Origin of the sequence: Marinagarivorans algicola, assembly GCF_001292705.1 — a bacterium.
Taxonomy (GTDB): Bacteria; Pseudomonadota; Gammaproteobacteria; order Pseudomonadales; family Cellvibrionaceae; genus Marinagarivorans; species Marinagarivorans algicola.
This window is the reverse complement of record NZ_LGAK01000003.1, coordinates 166,126-185,282: the sequence shown is the minus strand read 5'-3', so window position 1 is coordinate 185,282 and position 19,157 is coordinate 166,126. Positions and strand designations below refer to the sequence as shown.

Annotated in this window: 19 protein-coding genes; 14 read left to right on the top strand and 5 right to left on the bottom strand. The window is 47.0% G+C overall.

Features of this window, described 5'->3' with window-relative positions; translation table 11 throughout:
• The first annotated feature begins 478 nt into the window (after window positions 1-478).
• Both AC438_RS01915 and AC438_RS01910 read left to right on the top strand, forming a co-directional pair.
• Window positions 479-688 carry a hypothetical protein gene (locus tag AC438_RS01915; RefSeq protein WP_053979585.1) on the top strand — a complete coding sequence of 70 codons (210 nt, stop codon included), beginning with the start codon at window positions 479-481 and terminating at the stop codon, window positions 686-688.
• 421 nt (window positions 689-1,109) lie between these two features.
• The gene (locus AC438_RS01910; protein ID WP_202904684.1) at window positions 1,110-1,319 is read left to right on the top strand and encodes a hypothetical protein; all 210 of its coding nucleotides are present in this window, start codon (window positions 1,110-1,112) and stop codon (window positions 1,317-1,319) included.
• Between the two features lie 255 nt (window positions 1,320-1,574).
• On the opposite strand, the gene AC438_RS01905 is transcribed toward AC438_RS01910, so the two are convergent.
• Window positions 1,575-2,378 (bottom strand): hypothetical protein, encoded by an 804-nt coding sequence (locus tag AC438_RS01905; protein WP_053979584.1) that lies wholly within the window; start codon window positions 2,376-2,378, stop codon window positions 1,575-1,577.
• A 306-nt stretch (window positions 2,379-2,684) separates the two neighbouring features.
• Here AC438_RS01905 and topA point away from each other — a divergent pair, with 306 nt between their 5' ends.
• The 3 genes from topA to AC438_RS01890 all read left to right on the top strand — a co-directional run bounded on the left by topA (window position 2,685) and on the right by AC438_RS01890 (window position 6,513).
• Window positions 2,685-5,384, top strand: coding sequence for a type I DNA topoisomerase (topA, locus tag AC438_RS01900; RefSeq protein ID WP_053979583.1), 2,700 nt, complete (start codon window positions 2,685-2,687; stop codon window positions 5,382-5,384).
• 207 nt (window positions 5,385-5,591) lie between these two features.
• Window positions 5,592-6,155, top strand: coding sequence for a hypothetical protein (locus AC438_RS01895; RefSeq protein ID WP_053979582.1), 564 nt, complete (start codon window positions 5,592-5,594; stop codon window positions 6,153-6,155).
• An 82-nt stretch (window positions 6,156-6,237) separates the two neighbouring features.
• A complete protein-coding gene (locus AC438_RS01890; protein WP_053979581.1) occupies window positions 6,238-6,513 on the top strand; it encodes a hypothetical protein in 276 nt (91 codons plus the stop codon).
• Window positions 6,514-6,608: 95 nt separating this feature from the next.
• Here the strand turns inward: AC438_RS01890 and AC438_RS01885 are convergent, their stop codons facing one another.
• The 3 genes from AC438_RS01885 to AC438_RS01875 all read right to left on the bottom strand — a co-directional run bounded on the left by AC438_RS01885 (window position 6,609) and on the right by AC438_RS01875 (window position 8,912).
• A complete protein-coding gene (locus AC438_RS01885; RefSeq protein WP_053979580.1) occupies window positions 6,609-6,947 on the bottom strand; it encodes a DUF2288 domain-containing protein in 339 nt (112 codons plus the stop codon).
• A gap of 114 nt (window positions 6,948-7,061) precedes the next feature.
• Entirely contained in the window at window positions 7,062-7,544 is a 483-nt protein-coding gene (locus AC438_RS01880; RefSeq protein WP_053979599.1) for a YajQ family cyclic di-GMP-binding protein, read from the bottom strand.
• 102 nt (window positions 7,545-7,646) lie between these two features.
• Window positions 7,647-8,912 (bottom strand): GGDEF domain-containing response regulator, encoded by a 1,266-nt coding sequence (locus tag AC438_RS01875; RefSeq protein WP_053979579.1) that lies wholly within the window; start codon window positions 8,910-8,912, stop codon window positions 7,647-7,649.
• A gap of 159 nt (window positions 8,913-9,071) precedes the next feature.
• Here AC438_RS01875 and AC438_RS01870 point away from each other — a divergent pair, with 159 nt between their 5' ends.
• From AC438_RS01870 to AC438_RS01855, 4 genes are all read left to right on the top strand, one after another.
• The gene (locus AC438_RS01870; protein WP_053979578.1) at window positions 9,072-10,250 is read left to right on the top strand and encodes a 1-acyl-sn-glycerol-3-phosphate acyltransferase; all 1,179 of its coding nucleotides are present in this window, start codon (window positions 9,072-9,074) and stop codon (window positions 10,248-10,250) included.
• Complete coding sequence (gene dinG / locus AC438_RS01865) at window positions 10,250-12,364, top strand: ATP-dependent DNA helicase DinG (protein WP_053979577.1); 2,115 nt, start codon at window positions 10,250-10,252, stop codon at window positions 12,362-12,364. Before AC438_RS01870 ends, dinG begins: the two co-directional genes overlap by 1 nt.
• Before the next feature lie 133 nt (window positions 12,365-12,497).
• Window positions 12,498-13,496, top strand: a complete 999-nt coding sequence (locus AC438_RS01860; protein ID WP_053979576.1) for a nucleoid-associated protein — start codon at window positions 12,498-12,500, stop codon at window positions 13,494-13,496.
• Window positions 13,497-13,593: 97 nt separating this feature from the next.
• A complete protein-coding gene (locus tag AC438_RS01855) occupies window positions 13,594-14,160 on the top strand; it encodes a hypothetical protein (RefSeq protein ID WP_156316966.1) in 567 nt (188 codons plus the stop codon).
• A gap of 218 nt (window positions 14,161-14,378) precedes the next feature.
• On the opposite strand, the gene AC438_RS01850 is transcribed toward AC438_RS01855, so the two are convergent.
• On the bottom strand, window positions 14,379-14,879 hold the full coding sequence (locus tag AC438_RS01850) for a hypothetical protein (RefSeq protein WP_156316965.1): 501 nt from the start codon (window positions 14,877-14,879) through the stop codon (window positions 14,379-14,381).
• Between the two features lie 613 nt (window positions 14,880-15,492).
• On the opposite strand from AC438_RS01850, the gene rpsF reads away from it, so the two are divergent.
• The 5 genes from rpsF (at window position 15,493) to panC (ending at window position 19,104) form a co-directional block, all read left to right on the top strand.
• Window positions 15,493-15,945: a 30S ribosomal protein S6 gene (rpsF, locus tag AC438_RS01845; protein ID WP_053979573.1), complete on the top strand. Its 453-nt coding sequence runs from the start codon at window positions 15,493-15,495 to the stop codon at window positions 15,943-15,945.
• 2 nt (window positions 15,946-15,947) lie between these two features.
• Window positions 15,948-16,175, top strand: a complete 228-nt coding sequence (rpsR, locus tag AC438_RS01840) for a 30S ribosomal protein S18 (RefSeq protein WP_053979572.1) — start codon at window positions 15,948-15,950, stop codon at window positions 16,173-16,175.
• An 11-nt stretch (window positions 16,176-16,186) separates the two neighbouring features.
• Entirely contained in the window at window positions 16,187-16,633 is a 447-nt protein-coding gene (rplI, locus tag AC438_RS01835) for a 50S ribosomal protein L9 (protein ID WP_053979571.1), read from the top strand.
• Between the two features lie 188 nt (window positions 16,634-16,821).
• Window positions 16,822-18,156, top strand: a complete 1,335-nt coding sequence (gene dnaB / locus AC438_RS01830) for a replicative DNA helicase (protein WP_053979598.1) — start codon at window positions 16,822-16,824, stop codon at window positions 18,154-18,156.
• A gap of 96 nt (window positions 18,157-18,252) precedes the next feature.
• A complete protein-coding gene (gene panC, locus AC438_RS01825; protein ID WP_053979570.1) occupies window positions 18,253-19,104 on the top strand; it encodes a pantoate--beta-alanine ligase in 852 nt (283 codons plus the stop codon).
• Window positions 19,105-19,157: the final 53 nt, after the last annotated feature.

Here is a 19,157-nt window from a genome sequence, read left to right as displayed (position 1 = left end):
CTAGATTATTTTTAAAAATAGAAGAGAAGAACATCTAGTTGGTCGAGCATGGATCAAAAAAGACACGAAAATATATTGCTAAGTGAGCTTTGATGTAAAAAATAATCATTGATAGCGTTTTATTTTAATAAAAACCATTAATAGCCCCAAGCTAATAACTTGGAGTTATTTTTTTGGTAGGCACCATAGTGTTCTGGTCAGCTAAATTCGGACATTTTATTGTGCGCTAAAGATGGAAAACCCAAAATCCGATAATCGGTAATTCAAAACCTTAGTTGTTGGCCATATCTAAATGACTAGATATGGCCAGTTTCTGAGGTTTTTTAGTGAGCGGCTGGCTCATCAACTTGCAGGGATACGCACTCTAACTACCCGATGAAAATGGCGATATTGAACCCGCCGTGACATGGGTGGCTAATTACACGAAACCCTCGCCTTATATCACCCCGCCTTTAGCTGGAGCCAATCGGATAACAGTATGACTACCGGTGAATATCAAGCGATTGGGTTGGGCCTACAAGGCACCAACCCTGCCGAGCTAACACGCTTACAAGCAGAATTAGAGACCACCAAAGCCGCGCTGGAAAGTGATGATGAAGCGGCAATAGGGGCTTTAACAGGTCAAGATGTATTTGGTAACCTGCTAACCGCAACCATTTTAAGTTACCTTGGCTTAAATGCGGTGTAAGATCAAATTCAGGCGAAAAGTAGCAATGTTGTGACTTATCAGCAGCCGACTTTCGTTGAGCGAGTAAGGGGTAAATTCAGTACGCGTTTAACCACGAGCTATTGGTTTACGAATACCTTCCGTGGTATTCGCCCTCCGGGCCAGCTAAAGCTGTTCAAAATCATTCCTGATGATTTTGTGGTATTCCCCGTAACGTGGCCTTTGACTACGAACTTACAGGGACACTCACTCAAAACTTTGCATAATAATTAACCAGTTTCTACGCTTAAGCGAACAATTCAACCGATAGCGATCAGGTGGTTATTACGCAAATATCTAGGACACCCGAATCTCTAAACTGCTTAGGTAAAGGATTACCGGAATACAGCGATAAAGCATTAATCAAAGCCATTAAGCGCGGCGCTAATCGAGATAGAAAACGATGGATAAATCAATCTTAGATATAGTTCATGGCAACGCTAAAGACTGGCATGCTACTGGCGTGATGAAAGAAACCACGCTGCGCGAGTTCGACGCACTATGCTTGCCGCCAGTGAACGAATACTCAGCCGTGCAAATCAAGCGTATCCGCACCCGAGTAAAGGCAAGTCAAGGCGCTAAAAGGCCTAATGACCCATCTAAAGCTGCTTAACTTGGTAGCTGAGAAGGGGTTGGAGATCCTGGCGTAGCCAAAGTGAAAACAGATGAAAGCACAGTGGCACTAGCGCCACTGTGCTTTTTGTGCGCGTGTGTATCTGCGCGAAGTACGCAGTTAAAACAAAAAGTGCGTCTAGGGAGCAGCTTGGTAAAATGCATCGGCCCCTCGATGCAGGCTCTTTAAGGCGTTGGTTGCTCTGGGGTTGAGGGCGGTTTAGTTTACGATGTTCGTCAGGGTGTCTTGATGTTTTTAAGGTGGCGGCGGGGTATCGGTGGGCTCCGGTTCTGTGGGGGGCGTTGGTTCGACGGCAGGTTCTGAATCAGTTGGTGCAGAGGTTTCGGCGGTTGGGTTGTTGGCTGACTCCGGCATTAAATCGAGCGATAGTGCCCTGCGGCGATTGCCAAGCATATCTGATACCTCTTTGATTAATCTTTGCCGACGCTCATCGGGGTGAGAGCTTGCAATTAACACTTGTTGCGCATGCTTGTAGTAACCGTAAGCCTTTAAATGGTCGTTTTGCTTGAGGCTGACATGCCCTTGATTGACATAGGTCACAACCTCTATCATCATCAGGCCCCAAGACAGCTCTAGAATAAAAGCATCGCCTTCTAGAGCTTCTATGCGTCCAGTTTGTTGGTTTTTGCGGATGAGCTTAGCGGCCTCATTCAGCTGAAATTTACAGCGCGCTACTTGTGAGTCACTGGATAAGTTGCGCATTAGCTGGCACGAGCGCTTTTCTAAAGATAAGTCTTCGGACAGGGCTTTAGCCGAATCTAAGGTGGTCTCCATATATGTATTGCGGTTGTCGAGTTGAATGATGGTTTCGAGCAAGTGAATAATTTCATCATTGATCGCACGCGGTATTTGAGTTGATTCCAGCAGGGGCTCAATGCAGGCGGCCATCTCTTCGAGCTCAGCAATACGACGTCTCAACAATGTGATTTTTTGAGCAATTAATTTGCGCCGCAACTCGCGCCTATTCACAAAATTAACGGTCAGCAATGAAAAAGTGGCGAGAAATATCAATAATATTGTGATAACAAGTGTATTCATAATGCCGCGTTAATAAAGGGTTGACATAGCCTAGTCAGATGAAACACGCTATAAATAGTCGCTTTAAGGCTCTTTTTGATTCAGAGGGGCTGCTTAAAGCATAGCAGTTGCGGGTATTTTGGGAGCAAGCTTTTGGCTTGCGATCTTTGCTTTTTTCATCTTTTTAATGAGTATAAGTTAACAGTCGTCTATAACTAATACGTTGGCTTTGCTTGACCTAGAGCTTCCAAGCACTTATATATGCGCACATCGCCAAGGTTGTTAGCGGCCTTAAAGAACAATATTTAACCAACTAAGCGAATAATTATGGGCAAGTCTCTTGTTATTGTGGAATCGCCAGCAAAAGCGAAAACCATCAATAAGTATCTCGGTAGCCAGTTTGTTGTGAAGTCGAGCGTAGGTCATATTCGCGATTTACCAACAAGTGGCTCTAGCACCCCAGTTGACCCCAAAGCGCGAGCAGCGCAGGCGGCGTTAACACGCAAAATGTCACCAGATGACAAGGCTAAATACAAAGCGAAAAAATCTAAAGACCAGTTGGTCAAACGCATGGGGATTGACCCTGATAACAACTGGGCTGCTCATTACGAGATACTGCCAGGCAAAGAAAAGGTCGTCGCAGAGCTACGCAAGCTAGCCGAAGATGCGGATGAAATTTATCTTGCAACGGATTTGGATAGAGAGGGAGAGGCCATTGCCTGGCATTTACGCGAAGCGATTGGCGGTGATGAGTCGCGTTATCAGCGGGTTGTTTTTAATGAAATCACGAAAAGTGCAATCCAAGAGGCCTTTAAAAAGCCCAGTAAACTGGATATCAATCGTGTTAACGCACAGCAGGCCCGCCGCTTTTTAGACCGTGTTGTAGGTTATATGGTATCGCCTTTATTGTGGGCGAAGGTGGCACGAGGTTTATCGGCTGGGCGTGTACAATCGGTGGCTGTGCGCTTGGTGACTGCGCGTGAGAGCGAGATTCGCGCCTTTATTCCAGAAGAGTATTGGACACTGTTTGCCGAGCTTGATACTGCTACTGGCGAGCGTTTGAAGTGTGAAGTTAAAAAATTTAAAAATGCGGCTTTCACGCCGGTTACACAAGCTCAAACCCAGACGGCTATTGATGCGCTAACGAGCAGTAACTATGAGGTAGTCGCGCGTGATGACAAGCCTACCAAGTCCAAGCCCAGCGCGCCATTTATTACCTCAACTTTACAGCAAGCGGCGAGTACGCGGCTGAGCTTTGGGGTGAAAAAAACCATGGTTTTAGCGCAGCGCTTGTATGAGGCGGGTTTTATTACCTACATGCGTACAGATTCAACCAACCTAAGCGCTGAGGCTGTTGCTAATTGCCGTGACTACGTTGAACAGCAATACGGGAAAAAATATTTACCCGATGCACCGATTAACTACTCGAGCAAAGAAGGTGCACAAGAGGCGCATGAGGCAATTCGCCCATCGGACGTGACTCGCCTACCTACGCAGTTAGCAGGTATGGAGCGTGATGCTGAGCGTTTATACACTTTAATTTGGCAGCAGTTTGTAGCCTGCCAAATGGTACCGGCCGAATTCACCAGTACATCGGTTGTGATTGCTGCTGGCGATTATCAATTGCGCGTTAAAGGTCGCGTCATGCGCTTTGATGGCTTTTTGAAGGTCAGCCCGCCGGCAGGTAAAAAAGAAGACGATGGTTTATTACCCGATATTAAAGTAGGCGATCAGCTGCATAAGCATGCTTTGCTACCTAATCAACATTTTACTAAGCCACCTGCGCGTTTTACCGAAGCCAGTTTGGTTAAAGAGCTTGAAAAGCAAGGGATTGGTCGGCCATCAACGTATGCCTCTATTATTTCGACAATTCAAGATCGCGGTTATGTACACGTACAAAACCGCCGGTTTTATGCCGATAAAATGGGCGACATTGTGACTGACCGTTTGGTCGAGAGTTTTTCGGGATTAATGGATTATAGCTTTACCGCCAAAATGGAGGGACTGTTAGATACGGTTGCCGAAGGCAAGAAAGACTGGCATGAATTGCTCGATGAGTTTTACGCTGATTTTACGAATCAGTTAACCAAAGCATCGGGCGATGAATTTGGAATGCGTGAAAATGCGCCCACCGAGACCGATATTGTCTGTGACAAGTGCGGCCGTCATATGCAAATTCGTACCGGCAGTACGGGGGTGTTTTTAGGATGCTCGGGCTACGCTTTACCCCCTAAAGAGCGCTGTAAAAACACTATGAATTTGGTGCCTGGTGATGAAGCGGTCAGTATGGATGCCGATGATGACGAAGCAGAAACCTTACAGTTACGCAATAAACGTCGCTGTGGTAAATGCAATACTGCCATGGATAATTACCTACTTGATGAGCAGCGCAAACTCCATATTTGCGGCAATAACCCTGATTGTAGTGGTTATGAAATAGAGCACGGCGCGTTTAAAATCAAAGGTTACGAAGGGCCGCTACTTGAGTGTGATAAATGCGGTGCCGAAATGCAGCTTAAAAATGGCCGCTTTGGTAAGTACTTTGGGTGCATGAACGAAGAGTGTAAAAACACTCGCAAGCTGTTGCGCAACGGTGAAGCTGCGCCACCTAAAATGGACCCTGTTGATATGCCGCATTTAATCTGCGACAAAGTCGAAGATCATTATGTGCTACGCGATGGTGCCTCGGGGATGTTTTTGGCGGCAAGCCAGTTCCCTAAGAACCGCGAAACACGCGCACCTTTGGTCAAAGAGTTGCTCACGGTTCAAGAGCAGGTCGACCCTAAATACGCTTTTTTAATGAAAGCGCCAACAGAAGATAGCGACGGTAATGACACCATTATTCGCTATAGTCGTAAAACGAAAGAGCAGTACGTACAGTCTGAGGTCGATGGTAAGCCCACCGGCTGGAAGGCCTTTTATGAGGGTGGGCGATGGCAAGTGCAAGAAAAGCCTGTTAAAAAAGCACCCGCTAAAAAAGCACCCGCTAAAAAAGCGTCAGCCAAAAAAAAGACTAATACTGACTAAGGCCTAGCCGCGAGCGGCGCATAGTATTTGAGCGGAGTTATTGAATGATATGGGCGCGGAGCCAATCGCGTTTGGTTCGGCCCCATTACCGATAAGCGAGCTCGCTGCGATGGTTCCATTATCGGTTCCGCTATCGTTTTAAGGTTTTCACGTATCATGTGATGACACCGTTTTATTCATCGTTCTTATAAACTAGGTAGATGGCTTGTGGTAGATATAGCATACAGTCGTTTTGTTGATGATCAGCGTGCACAAGTGCGTTGTCTCGTGGCTGAATTGAAGCGAGCCGAGCAGCCTTTACACGAGAAAAGCTTATTTTGTGCCGCTGTACGAGCGGCTGAACTTGCTTTGATGGGATACTGTGCCGAGCGTACACAAAGACGTTTTCAGTCTGCCCTTTGGCAGCGCTTAAATAGCGGAAGGTCCTTTGCGCACTGGCAAAAACTGCTCGATTGCGATGCAGCTCCCATCGCGTATTGGCTGGCTTGGGAGGCCGAGCTTGATAGTGCGGTGGCGTGTATATGGCAGGCAGTAAAACAAGTGAATGAACCGTTTGATCACCGGTATCGCCAAGGCTTATTAGCCGAGACATCGCTAACGGAGCCGATGGTGGATGACGCTATTATAGCAACATCCAGGGCTGTACCGGCGGGCACTAGTCCCCATAAAAATAGTCGTTTGAAGCAGGTGTTGCCCAGTGTTTTTATTGAGGCTTGGCAAGCGGTAGAAGCACAAATACTAGGTGAACGAGAGCAAGCGTTAGAATGTTGAAGTATGGGTTTCATATACGCTAACGATGTTTAGCGCGTGAATGTGTGATTGATGATTAATAATACTGAGAAAAATAGCTGTTATGTCCGAGTTAGATGATGAGCAAGTGCTTTATGAAATTGTACAGCTTGCTGAAGGCGAAATAGGCTTATGCCGCGCTGGTGATGATGAGCGAGAGCACGAGCCCTTGCTGCGTATTCGTTTTTCGGAGGAATCGCAATACTTCTTAGAAAGCCCAACAGGCGATGCCCCCATGCTTGTCGCCAAGGCTATGATAGAGGCCGGTTTAGAAGCTGTTCAAGAAATGCAATTGGCCGCGGATAAAGAGCCCCAGGCCACCTCTCATTTGTTGCATTAATAGGCAAAGGAGGCGCTTATTGTAAAAGATGCCATGTATATATTGAGTTGCTCAAGCTATTGATGACTTGAGCACAGGTACTGTTAGCGCGGGACTTAGTGTATCTTTTGATCTTGTGCTTTTAAATGCTCTTGTTCTTGCGTTTTTAAAGGCTGCACCAATACCCAAGGCGATACCACACTCGCCCACAAAGTGGCAGCGTTGGCGCTCCATACTTGGGCTTGCTCATCGTTGACGGGGTAAATTAATTGATTATTTGTCCATGTATTAAAGGCGGCTTTGTCGTCTTGAATTAAAGCAACGCCAACATCAATAAGATCGAGACTCGCCTCGACATAAATAACTTTGCCTGCGGCAAAATAGCGTTGTAGCTCTGCCCAGCTGATTTTGGCCGTTTGGCGCAGGAGCTCTTGTTTGGCGTTTTCGGTATTCACGGGTGTTCCTCTGTAAGCTTTTAGTCTTCGTCAGTGATTTTTGATTGCGACATTGCGATGTCTGTGGGTATTAGGGCTTTGAGTGCAGTCGCTCAATAGCGATCTGAGTGTTGATCAGTCGCGAAAATTATTAAATTGAAAAGGCTGGCCTAAATCTTCTGCACGTACTAATGCCATAATGGCCTGTAGCTCATCGCGCTTTTTACCCGTCACGCGAACTTGTTCACCTTGAATACTACTTTGTACTTTAATTTTGCTCTCTTTAATAATCTTAACGAGTTTTTTGGCGACTAAGCTATCGATACCTTCCTTAAATCGAATGGTTTGACTAAACGTTTTACCGGTGTGAACCGGGTCGCTGATATCCATGGTTTTGTTATCGACTTTTTGACGGGTTAAATTGCCGCGTAAAATATCGAGCATTTGCTCGAGCTGGAAGTCACTTTCGGCTTTAATTACGGCATGATCTTGCTGCCATTCAAAACTGGCCTCAACATTTCTGAAGTCAAAACGGGTGGCGAGTTCGCGGGTGGCATTTTCGACGGCATGGCGAGCGTCGGTAGTATTAACTTCAGAAACAATATCAAAAGAAGGCATAGGGTTATCCTCGGTAAAAGTGAGCTGAGAGGAATCATCAGCCACAGCATAAAACGAGGTATTTTAGGAGGTTAAGTGCTAAAAAAGAAGCCATTAATCGTTTTAAACTAAAAAGCGATTAATGTTGGCAAGTAAGCTACGGCTGTCGAGTGGTTTGGGTAAAATCACAAGCTGATCAAAAGGGGACTGGGCACTGGAGCCATCATCGGCTGTAACTAAAATAACTGGCACGCGTACGGCATCGAGTTCGGATAAGTTTTTGCAAAAATTCAGCGCCTCGTGAATGTCGTCATCATCGATAACGACAATATCGGGGCGCTGTTGTTGTGTGGCGCTGAGAGCGTCAGTGTAGCTGTCGACATTAATCAGTGTGCAGTGGCTCAATAGTTGGCGCTCAATGAGTGGTTTGGTATGAGCGTGCTTATCGAGTAACAATAGTTTGGGTAGTGGTGTGAATTGCTTGACGCTGACGCAGTTTCTGCCTGCGCCTTTGGCACGATACAAGCCCTGATCGGCGGCGTGTATCAATGAGGATAAATCTCCATTATGTGTATTGTTTAAGGTAGCGCCACCGACGCATAGCGTGACAAATTCCGAGGCACTAGAGTTTTTATGCGCAATTTGCAGGCCGGCAACGGCAAGGCGTATTTGTTCGGCCACATGGCGCGCACCTGATTCGGGAGTGTTGGTCAGTAATACCACAAACTCTTCGCCGCCGTAGCGTGCAACAATATCACCAGGGCGATTTGCGCTCTGTGCAATAGCATCAGCGACACTGCGTATGCAATCATCGCCTGCAATGTGGCCGTAGGTATCATTAAAAGTTTTAAAATGATCTATATCAAGCAGTAAGACACTCAAGGGCTCACGTGCACGATTGGCTTGTCGCCAGTAGCCTAGAGCGCGGTTTTCGAATGTACGGCGGTTATAGAGGCGAGTCAGGCTATCGCGCTCACTGAGTTCGGTGAGCTCACGATTGGCCAAGTTGAGTTGATTGCGCATGTCAAGAATGCGCTCCATGGCTTTAATTTTCGCTTTTAAAATAATGCGGCTGATAGGCTTGATTAAGTAATCATCACCGCCTGCCTCGATGCCATCTTGAAAGTCGCCCTCTTCACTCTTACCGGTCACAAAAATAATGGGCACCCAGTGCTCGCCCAGCATTTCACGAATAAGCCTAGTGGTTTCAAAGCCATCAAGCCCAGGCATTTCCACATCCATAATAATCATATCCACAGCGGTGGCGTCGACAATATGCATGGCTTCTTCGCCGTCTTGCGCTAATACTGCTTCGTGACCCACCTCTGTAATGTAGCGGCTAATCGCATAGCGCAGTGTGGCGCTGTCTTCGACAAGTAATATTTTCATTCAGTAGATTACCCCGTATCTACAAAAAGTGTATCACAGCATATTTTTTGTGCTGACTGATTGCGAATTAACCGTTGAGCTGGTTGGCTTTTTTTAAAGTGGTAATTAGCAGGGCTTTTCGGTATGTTTGTCCGCTTTTTGGAATAATGACTTACCACCATGTCTGATTTTGACGATATCCGCCCATACAATGACGATGAAGTGCACTCTGTACTCTTGCGCCTACTGGCTGACAATGAATTTGTAGATGCAATCGTGCGCCTGAAAAGCCCGCTGATGAGCCGATTGGCGGCAGGCTTGGCCCGCCCTTTAGCGCGCAGAGCGTTACATAAAGAATTGGCAGGGGTCACTACTGTAGAAGGCTTTCAAGCTAAAATCGAAAACTACCTACAAAAAAATATTGATGAGACAACAACTTCACTGACAACCTCGGGCTTAGAGCTGCTCGATAAAAGCCGGCCGTATTTATTTATTAGTAATCACCGTGATATTGCGATGGACCCAGCTTTTGTCAATTGGATACTGTTTCAAAATGGGTTTCAAACTTTGCGCATCGCCATTGGTGACAATTTGCTCACAAAGCCGTTTGCCAGTGATCTAATGCGACTCAATAAGTGTTTTGTGGTCAATCGCAGTGCTACGGCGCCACGTGAAAAGTTTAAAGCGGCCAAGCAACTTTCGGCTTATATTCACCACTCACTCGTTGATGATCAGGCAAATATCTGGATTGCCCAGCGAGAAGGCCGCGCCAAAGATAGCCTCGATATCTCTAATCCTGCCATTATCAGCATGCTAGCGCTTAACAAGCCCAAAGCGGATGATTTTGGCGATTATATGGCGCGTCTTAATATTGTGCCTGTTAGCATTAGCTATGAGCTTGACCCCTGCGATACGATGAAAGCCCGTGAGCTGACACTAACCGCTGAGCAGGGCGCCTACCAGAAGGCCGAGCATGAAGATGTACGCAGTATTGCGCAGGGGATTACAGGGCAAAAAAACGGCGTGCATGTTGCTTTTGGGCAGCCTTTTGGGGCTGATTTAACCTCGGTCGAAGATGTTGCTAACCGGCTTGATCGGTGCATAGCTGCAAGGTACGTACTGCACCCGACTAACTGTATTGCACATGAGATTATTCACGGGCGTGCGCCAGCGGTGAATGTGGGCGCGCACGCAAAGCCTTACGTGCCAGCTGAGCACTCTGAGGCTAAAAAGCATTTCGAGGCGCGTTTGCGTGCGTGCCCAGAGGCTTTTCGCGAGCAATTTTTAAATATTTACGCCAATCCTGTACAGGCCCAATTAGATATCGGCAGTCTTCAATCCTCAGCAGATGCAAGCTAATGCTCAGCGATGAGTTAAAGCTTTGTATTCAGCAAGGCTATTCAACCTACCTTAAGGCCAAAGGGCACAAGCCGCGTTATGGTCAAAAGCTCATGATTGCGGCTATAGCACGCACCTTGGGTAATATTAATAGCGATGATGCTGGTGAGCGTCAAGGTACTGGGCATGTCTGTGTTGTTGAAGCAGGCACTGGGACGGGTAAAACGGTGGCTTATTTACTATCGGCGATTCCTGTCGCGCGAATGCTCGATAAAAAAGTAGTTATTTCAACCGCTACGATTGCTCTGCAAGAGCAAATTATGTTCAAAGATTTACCCGATGTGCGTAAACATAGTCAGTTAGCGTTTGATTACACATTGGCTAAAGGCCGTGGGCGCTACTTATGTTTAAGTAAGCTTGATCGTTTACTCGCCGAAGAAGAAGACCCTTTCTTGCCTCTATACGAAGAAGTGATTGCCAGCGATGCCGATACGCCTTTGTATACCGATATGATCCAGAAGTTGGCGGGTAATCAATGGGATGGTGATCGCGATAGCTGGAAAGAAGAGATCCCTCAGCAGCAGTGGGCCAGAGTTACAACCGATCACCGTCAGTGTACCGGTCGCAGCTGTTCGCACGTTCGCAATTGTGCTTTTTTTAAAGCGCGTGAAAGCCTTGATGAGGCGCATGTGATTGTGGCTAATCACGATTTAGTTTTGGCCGATTTAGCACTAGGGGGCGGCGCGATTTTGCCTAAGCCTAGTGAGACTATTTATATTTTTGATGAAGGTCACCATTTACCCGATAAGGCCTTAAGCCATTTTGCCGCTCATGCACGCATAGTCGCCACCAGCCGCTGGCTCGGTCAGACCGAAGGGCAGTGGGCTAGTTTTATCGAGCCTTTTGCGGCAGCGGTGAGCGTTGTAGCGCGTGCACAAGGTATGGAGCAAATACTCAAAGGTGCACGCCAAGCGATCGACCTGCTACCACCTTTGCTCAAAGCGTTGATCCCATTAATGGATGCTAATCAGCCGGTAGTACGCTATCGCTTTGAGCAAGGTGAGGTGTCGGCGGATATGTCTGAAATTGCCCTTGAGGCATACAGGCGGTTTACCGATTTAGCGCTAGCCTTAGAGAAAATAGCCGATGAAGTAGGTCGCTTATTAGAAAATGAGCATAGTCCGGTTGAGAAAAACAGCTGTGAGGCGGCTTTTGGTGTCTTGGGGGCATGGTGGTCACGGGCTGAGGCGGCACAAAAATTATTTGACAGTTTTGCCCACAGTACTGCTGACCCTAAATGGCCCATGGCGCGCTGGGTCACGCTGGTCGATCAAGGCGAAGCAGTTGATTTTGAGCTTGTATCTAGCCCTGTATTGGCTTCGCACACCTTAACTGAGCGATTATGGGAGCCTTGTTATTCAGCTATTGCGACATCGGCCACGTTAACAGCGCTCGGCTCTTTTGATCGCTTCTCTATGCGCGGCGGCGTGCCCAGTGATGCAACCTTTGAGATAGTTCCGAGCCCTTTTGATTACCCCAATCATGCCGTTTTGCGCATCCCCAAAGAGGCGGTTGAGGCCCAAAATGCGGCCTTACATACGCAAAATATGATTGAGCTACTGCCTAAAATTTTAGATCTCAAGCAGGGTTCTTTGGTGTTGTTTTCGTCGCGCCGGCAAATGTTGCAGGTTTACGAAGCTGTGCCGCAGGCGCTACAAAAGGTCATTTTAATGCAAGGCGCTGCCTCTAAGCAGGCCTTGCTTACTGACCATCGCGCAGCGATTGATGCAGGTCAAGGTAGCGTGCTATTTGGCTTGGCCAGTTTTGCTGAGGGCGTTGATTTGCCCGGTGGTTATTGCGAACATGTGGTAATTGCTAAAATTCCGTTTGCTGTACCTGATGACCCCATCGAAGCGGCGATGGCTGAGTGGATTGGCCAGCAAGGGGGTAATGCTTTTATGCAGATGAGTGTACCTGATGCAGCAGTTAAGTTAGTGCAAGCGTGCGGACGCTTATTGCGAACCGAATCCGATACCGGCGTGGTCACTATTTTAGATAAGCGCTTGCTGACTAAGCGCTATGGGCAGGCGATTTTAGAGGCTCTGCCGCCGTTTAAACGCGAGCTTAATGTATGACGCTTAATGTATAAAGCTTGTGTTGTTGAGCGCGTACCTTGATTTACCGCTCATCTCATGCACGATAATGGGCGCTATGTATTAAGCGCATTGAATGTATTCAAATTATTGAGTTTATATAGAGGAGCCTTCAGTGGCATTTACGTCAATTATAACGCATCGCTTATTGCGCACATCGCCTGACGCTCAGGTGACGAAAACGTTGTGTGAGCAGTTGTGGCCGCTTAATGGTAAAACCGAAGACTGTGTGCGCAGTTTGAAACATGCTTGGCTTAAGCGTGGCGGTAAAGTCTATGGGCGCTTTAGTGATGATGCTGGCGCGAACCCGTTACCGGCTTGGCTTAAAGGTTGGCAAAACAAGTCGCAGACGTTTGTGGCACTGTCTAAGCAGTGGATACAGCAGGCCGAGGTCTTGCTGGCTGCTACTGAAAACGTGTTAGATGTATATTGCGTTTTTGCATTAGAGCAGCTTGAAGCGGGCGATAGGCTATGGTTGTTTTTGACGGGTCATGAACCGGCTTTTGCAATTAATGGCGATCTGCAATTAGATGAAAGTCACTATTTAGATGTCAGCCGCTTTTTAATGGCTGCTAACATTAACCTCACAGAATGGCAGGCAGGCGATAGCGCGAAATATTTAACGCTAGTGCGGGCCGCAGGCGAAAAAGAATTGAGCGAGTGGTTTATGAGTGTGGTGGGCTTTACGGATAAGCTGGATACCGCAAAGCAAACTGAACAGCTGCTTGCCGTCGTTGAGGATTACGCTCAAAAACTGCCGGCCGAGCAAGCTGAGCAAACCCGCGAAAAAGTAGTGGAATATTGCCTAGAGCAAAGTAAAGCTGGTGAGTCGGTAGCGCTGGCTGCGCTGTCAAGTAGCGTTACTCCTGAGGGCGCGCCAGAGTTTAAGGCGTTTGCAGATGCCCATGATGCTAAGCCTGCTGCCGATTTGGTGCCGCATGCTGGGCAGTTGCGGCAATATGTGCGTATTAGTGGCCGCAATGAGCAAATGAGTATGAGTTTTTCATCAGGCTGCTTAGGCGAGGCTGTGATCTATGATGCACAAAGCGATAGCTTAACAATCCACAATATCCCACCTGCTTTAAAATCACGCCTGCTCAAGCATATGAAATAAACCGTTGATAGCGTGATGGTGTAATCTGAGTGCTAGCTAACGGTATTATGGCTTACGGTGTGTTTTACTGTAGCCATTGATGAATGTGGGGTATGTGATGGGGTTTACAAAAAGCGTCTTAACCAAAATAATCTTAACTCAAGGTTTGATGAGCATGCTGTTGCTGTGTGCTTTGGTATTTGGACGCACAGCGCATGCCCAATGGTTAACGCTTTATACGCCGCAACAAACCCCTGTTGCGCCACCAACCGCTATCAAGCCCATCGATTATAATGTTGGGCGCGATGCTTTTAATGCCTTTGGTTGCGGCGAGTGTCACTCCGATTTAGCCGAGCAAGGCTATCGTTCGGGCTTTCGAATGATTGAGAGCTTAGAGGGCGATGCTGAACGCGAGGGTGCGCAAAAGGCGGGCCTTGCTGTGAGTGACTTGCAAACACAATTACTGCCCGCTCGCTCGCCGAGTGTTAGCTCAGCCGTGAAAGCCTTGGTGTTAGGCGGCCAGCAATTTATACCCTCAACGCGTTACGACTCTGTATTTTTGCGCAGAGCTCACCGCGCTTTACCGTTTGAGACTCAGCGCGAAGCACTGCATAGCGTTGAGCTCTTTGATGCTGCGAGCGCCCAGCAGCAAGAGGCAAGCCTCGATTACATGCTTATGTTCTAGTGTTATCTATCGTTGTGCGTGATTTAACGCGGGTATATACGCTCTTTGTGTGTTTCACGTAGCCGCCTGAGCGCTAGAGGTTGGACGATTTGCTGTATTAGCATCTGTTGGCCTTGCAGCAGTAGGAGCTATGGCGGCTTATTGCAGGGTGAGATTGTGCGCTGTGTTGATACCTTACTCAAAAGCCCGATGAGAAGTACTTTACTACAAGTGCTCTGTTACAAGTACCCTGGGGCAAAGACACCCACGCAATGAAATTGTTGGTAGTCTTGTAGGGCTTGCTCATACCAAACGTAATCTTCTGCGCCGCCAAAACGTTGCCCTTGACGCTCTTTTTGTAGGCTTTCTGGGCTGGCATCTCGCCAAAAATACACTCCCAGTGCCGGATAAATATAAGACATGCCCAGTTGCGGGTCTTGGTTGTCATACTGTCCTTTAAGGCTCATGCGCATAATGGTTTTGTGGGCGGCTTGCTGTAAGGGGTTAAAGCCAAAAAGATCAGGCTCTAGGGTGGGTAAGTAAGGGTCTCTATTGATACAAATTGCTATCACTTCATCATTGCTATTGTAATCGACAACGATTTTGCCCTCAGCAAAAATATCTCTGTTGAGGGTGTGGCGGCAATCTAGCTGAAAAGTGTTGAGGTGGCGTGTAACATCGGTGCGATGCATGCCCAACGAAATCGGACCGATACTTTGATTGGGTTTAATGGTTAGCATGATGATTAATAAAATAAACAAAAAAAGAGTGAGAAAAAGACCTATAGCGATGAGTTTGCTGGCTACAAAAATGCTAACAAGTTGTAGTAAATAGCCAAGGTTATATGATCTTAAGTCAGTACTGGCGGGCTTAGGCCTGTGATGTTGTCGAGTCTTAGCTGCTCCGAATCGTCGGTGTTAGAGCTCGTGCATTCAATGTATTAATCATAGTCATATATCAAGAAAGAGATACAGACTTTTTGCTCAGTTATTGCAAGCTGACTGCGCTAAATCGTTATTTTGTGGCCTGTTAGCGGGTTTAGGTGATCAGTAATTGACGTGTTTGTTATATTTTCCCTCACTGCTTGGGGGTGTTGAGTGGCCGGTGAGCGACTGGCATGTATTGTGAGTGACCGTTTAAAGGTCATAGCCATACCAAATTCATAGCCATACCAGGTCATACCCATACCAAGATCATACCCATACCATTGTATATGCACCCGGTAGAATATATTTGCGCAAACAGGTTAAACCCTATACAATCCGCGCCCCGATTCCACGATCATGTTTTTGATCTGTGGTTCTCCTTGCCTTATCGCATTTAGTGGAAGGCTTAACCCGTAAGGAGCTTACAATGCGTCATTACGAAATCGTGTTCTTGGTCCACCCTGACCAATCTGAGCAGGTACCTGGTATGGTTGAGCGTTATAGCGCTCAAGTCACCGATGCTGGTGGTGCTGTTCATCGTTACGAAGACTGGGGTCGTCGTCAGCTGGCTTACTCAATCAACAAAATTCACAAAGCACATTACATTCTTTTGAATGTTGAGTGTACTGATGAAGTGTTGCAAGAGTTAACCACGACTTTCCGTTATAACGATGCTGTTTTACGTAGCATGGTTATCCGTATGGATGATGTTGTGACTGAAGAGTCGCCTATCATGAAAGCGGAAAACGAAAGCCGTGAGCGCAAGCAACGTGCTGAGCGTCGCCAAGAAGAGTCAGCTCCAGAAGCTGCCGAAGAAACTGTAGCAGAAGCCGCCGAAGAAACTGGCGACGATGCAGCAGAAGAAACTGAGGAGAAGTAATTATGGCTCGTTTTTTCCGTCGTCGTAAATTTTGCCGTTTCACCGCTGAAGGTGTTGTTCAAATCGACTATAAAGATTTAGAAACACTTAAAGCTTATGTTTCTGAAACTGGCAAGATCGTACCTAGCCGTATCACTGGTACTAAAGCAAAATATCAGCGTCAATTGTCGACTGCTATTAAGCGTGCTCGTTACGTTGCTTTATTGCCTTACACTGACAGCCACGAATAAGGGGTAGTTAGATGGAAGTTATATTACTTGAAAAAGTTGGCCGTCTTGGCACCGTTGGTGATAAAGTCAGTGTAAAATCTGGTTTTGGTCGCAACTATCTTTTGCCACAAGGCAAAGCCATCACAGCAACTGCTGCTAACGTTGCTGATTTTGAAGCACGTCGCAATGAGTTAGAAGCTGCTGCCAGCGATAAATACACATCGGCTAAGGCCCGTGCTGAGCAATTAGCTGAGTTAGTTGTTACTATCAAAGCTAATGCCGGTGATGAAGGTAAGCTATTTGGTTCTATTGGCGTACGTGATATTGCCAGTGCCATTACTGCTGCAGGTGTTAAAGTGGCCAAAGCGGAAGTGAAGTTACCTGAAGGAACTTTGCGTGAGCTTGGCGAGTTTGATATTGATGTTCAATTGCATATTGATGTCATTCAAGCGGTTAAGTTGGTTGTTGAGGCTGAATAAGCCTTGGTGCTAACATAGGCTGTTTAACAGCTGACGTAAAAGGCATGGGTAGATGTAATCTACTCATGCCTTTTTTGTGTTTACCCTAGCGTTTATTCGATGGTCTAAAAATCTCCATGGCAGATATGCAACCCGACTACCCAGACTTTCACTACGATGACGGCGCTCCTGAGCGGCCTGAATCGGCTATGCCGCGCTCTATTGAGGCCGAACAGTCTGTATTAGGTGGCCTGCTACTGGATGCCTCGGTATTTGATGCCGTATGTGAAATTGTTTCTGAATCTGATTTTTATAAAGCGGCGCATAGGCAAGTCTTTCATGTGATGCAGCATTTGGTTGAGCACGATCAACCGATCGATGTGATTACGGTATCACAAGAGCTCGACAGGCGAGATGCGCTAGAGAGTGTCGGAGGGTTGAGCTATTTAGCCGATTTAGCCGCCAATGTGGCGGGCTCGGCTAATTTAGGCGCGTATGCGCGTATTGTGCGTGAGCGCTCTACGTTAAGACAGCTAATATCCGCGGCAGGAGATATTAGCAAGGCGAGCTTTAGTCCAGGCGAGCTTGATAGCGATGAGCTTTTGCAGTTGGCCGAAAAGCGCTTGCTCGAAATTTCTGAAGACCGCCCTAAAGAGGGGGGGTTTGAAGGTGTGAACAATCTGCTCAAGTCCACAGTTGCCAAGATCGATCAGTTATTTCGCACCGATAGCGATCTTACGGGCTTGGCGACGGGTATTGATGAGCTTGATCAACGAACCGCAGGCTGGCAGCCTGGTGAGCTTATTATTTTGGCCGCAAGGCCTTCAATGGGTAAGACGGCCTTGGCGCTCAACTTTGTGGAAGCCGCCGTGATGACTCAGCCTAAGCCTACGCTTATTTTTAGCATGGAAATGCCGTCTAATTCGCTGGTAATGCGTATGTTATCGTCGTTGGGGCGCATTGATCAAGGGCGTATTCGCAGTGGTAAACTGCTCGAAGAGGATTGGCCTAAGCTAGAAAGTGCCGCGCGTAAACTCAAAGATAAATTATTGTTTATTGACGATACCCCAGGCCTAACCCCAAGTGATGTGCGCGCTAGGGTTAAGCGGATCGCTCGTGAGCACGGTAATCCGGGCATGATTATGCTTGATTATTTACAGTTAATGCAGGTTGCTGGTAGTACCGAAGGGCGCACGCAAGAAATCTCGGAGATTTCTCGCTCATTAAAAGCGCTCGCTAAAGAGTACGACTGCCCAGTTATTGCTTTGTCTCAGCTTAACCGTAGCGTAGAATCGCGCCCAAATAAGCGCCCTATGAACAGTGATCTAAGGGAGTCGGGTGCCATCGAGCAAGATGCTGATGTTATTTTATTTATTTATCGCGACGAATATTACAATGAAGAGAGTCCCGATAAAGGCTTGGCTGAATTAATTATTGGTAAGCAGCGTAATGGTGAAATTGGTACTTGCCGCGCTGCCTTTGTGGGTAAATATACGCGCTTTGAAAACTTAGCACCGGATTACTTTAATGATGACCTTCATTAAGGCGATTGTGCTTGGGTGAATCAGAGTACCCTGGTTGAATGAACACGTTATTGGCTTGGGCAGTCGCTGAAATAGAGTTTTAATATTAGAGATACTATGCAAACGTTCCATCATATTATTGGCCTGCGCAAGGCTTTAGAGCAGCACCGTCAGCAGGGCCATACCATTGGCTTCGTGCCGACGATGGGTAATTTACATCGTGCGCATTTAGCCTTGGTCGAGCAAGCCAAAAGCTTATGCGATGTGGTGGTTTCCAGTATTTTTGTTAATCGCTTGCAGTTTGGCTTAAATGAGGACTGGGATAAATACCCGCGCACGCTCAAAGAAGATACTCAAAAGTTGAAGTCGGTAGGTTGCGATTACCTGTTTTGCCCCGATGAACACGAAGTCTATCCTAATGGAATGGATCAGCAGGCGCGTGTGATTGTGCCTAGCATGGCCGATGTTTTGTGTGGCGCAAGCAGGCCTGGGCATTTCGAAGGAGTCACCACAGTCGTCACTAAGCTATTTAATATCGTGCAACCACACAAAGCTATTTTTGGTATAAAAGATTATCAGCAATTAGCTATTATTCGCCGGATGGTTGAAGACTTATGTATACCGGTAGAAATTGTTGCCGGTGATATTGTCCGTGAAGCCGATGGTTTAGCGATGAGCTCGCGCAATGGTTTTATTTTGCCGGCCGAACGCGTGCATGCAAACCAGCTCAATAAAAGCTTAAACTGGATTGCCGAGCAGTTAATCGCAGGGGCATCAGATTTTTACGCCTTAGAGCAAACGGCTCGACAGCAAATAGAAGAGGCGGGCTTTAAAGTAGATTACCTCACAATTTGTGAGAGCGCCAGTTTGCTTCCTGCTGCCAGCGATGACTCCCAAATGACAATTTTGGGGGCTATGTACACTCAAGGAGCGAGGTTAATTGATAATGTAAGTGTTGAGCTGGGCTAATAATTCCGCAATAGATACTACGCCAGACGCAGGTTGCACAAAGCAGCAAAAAT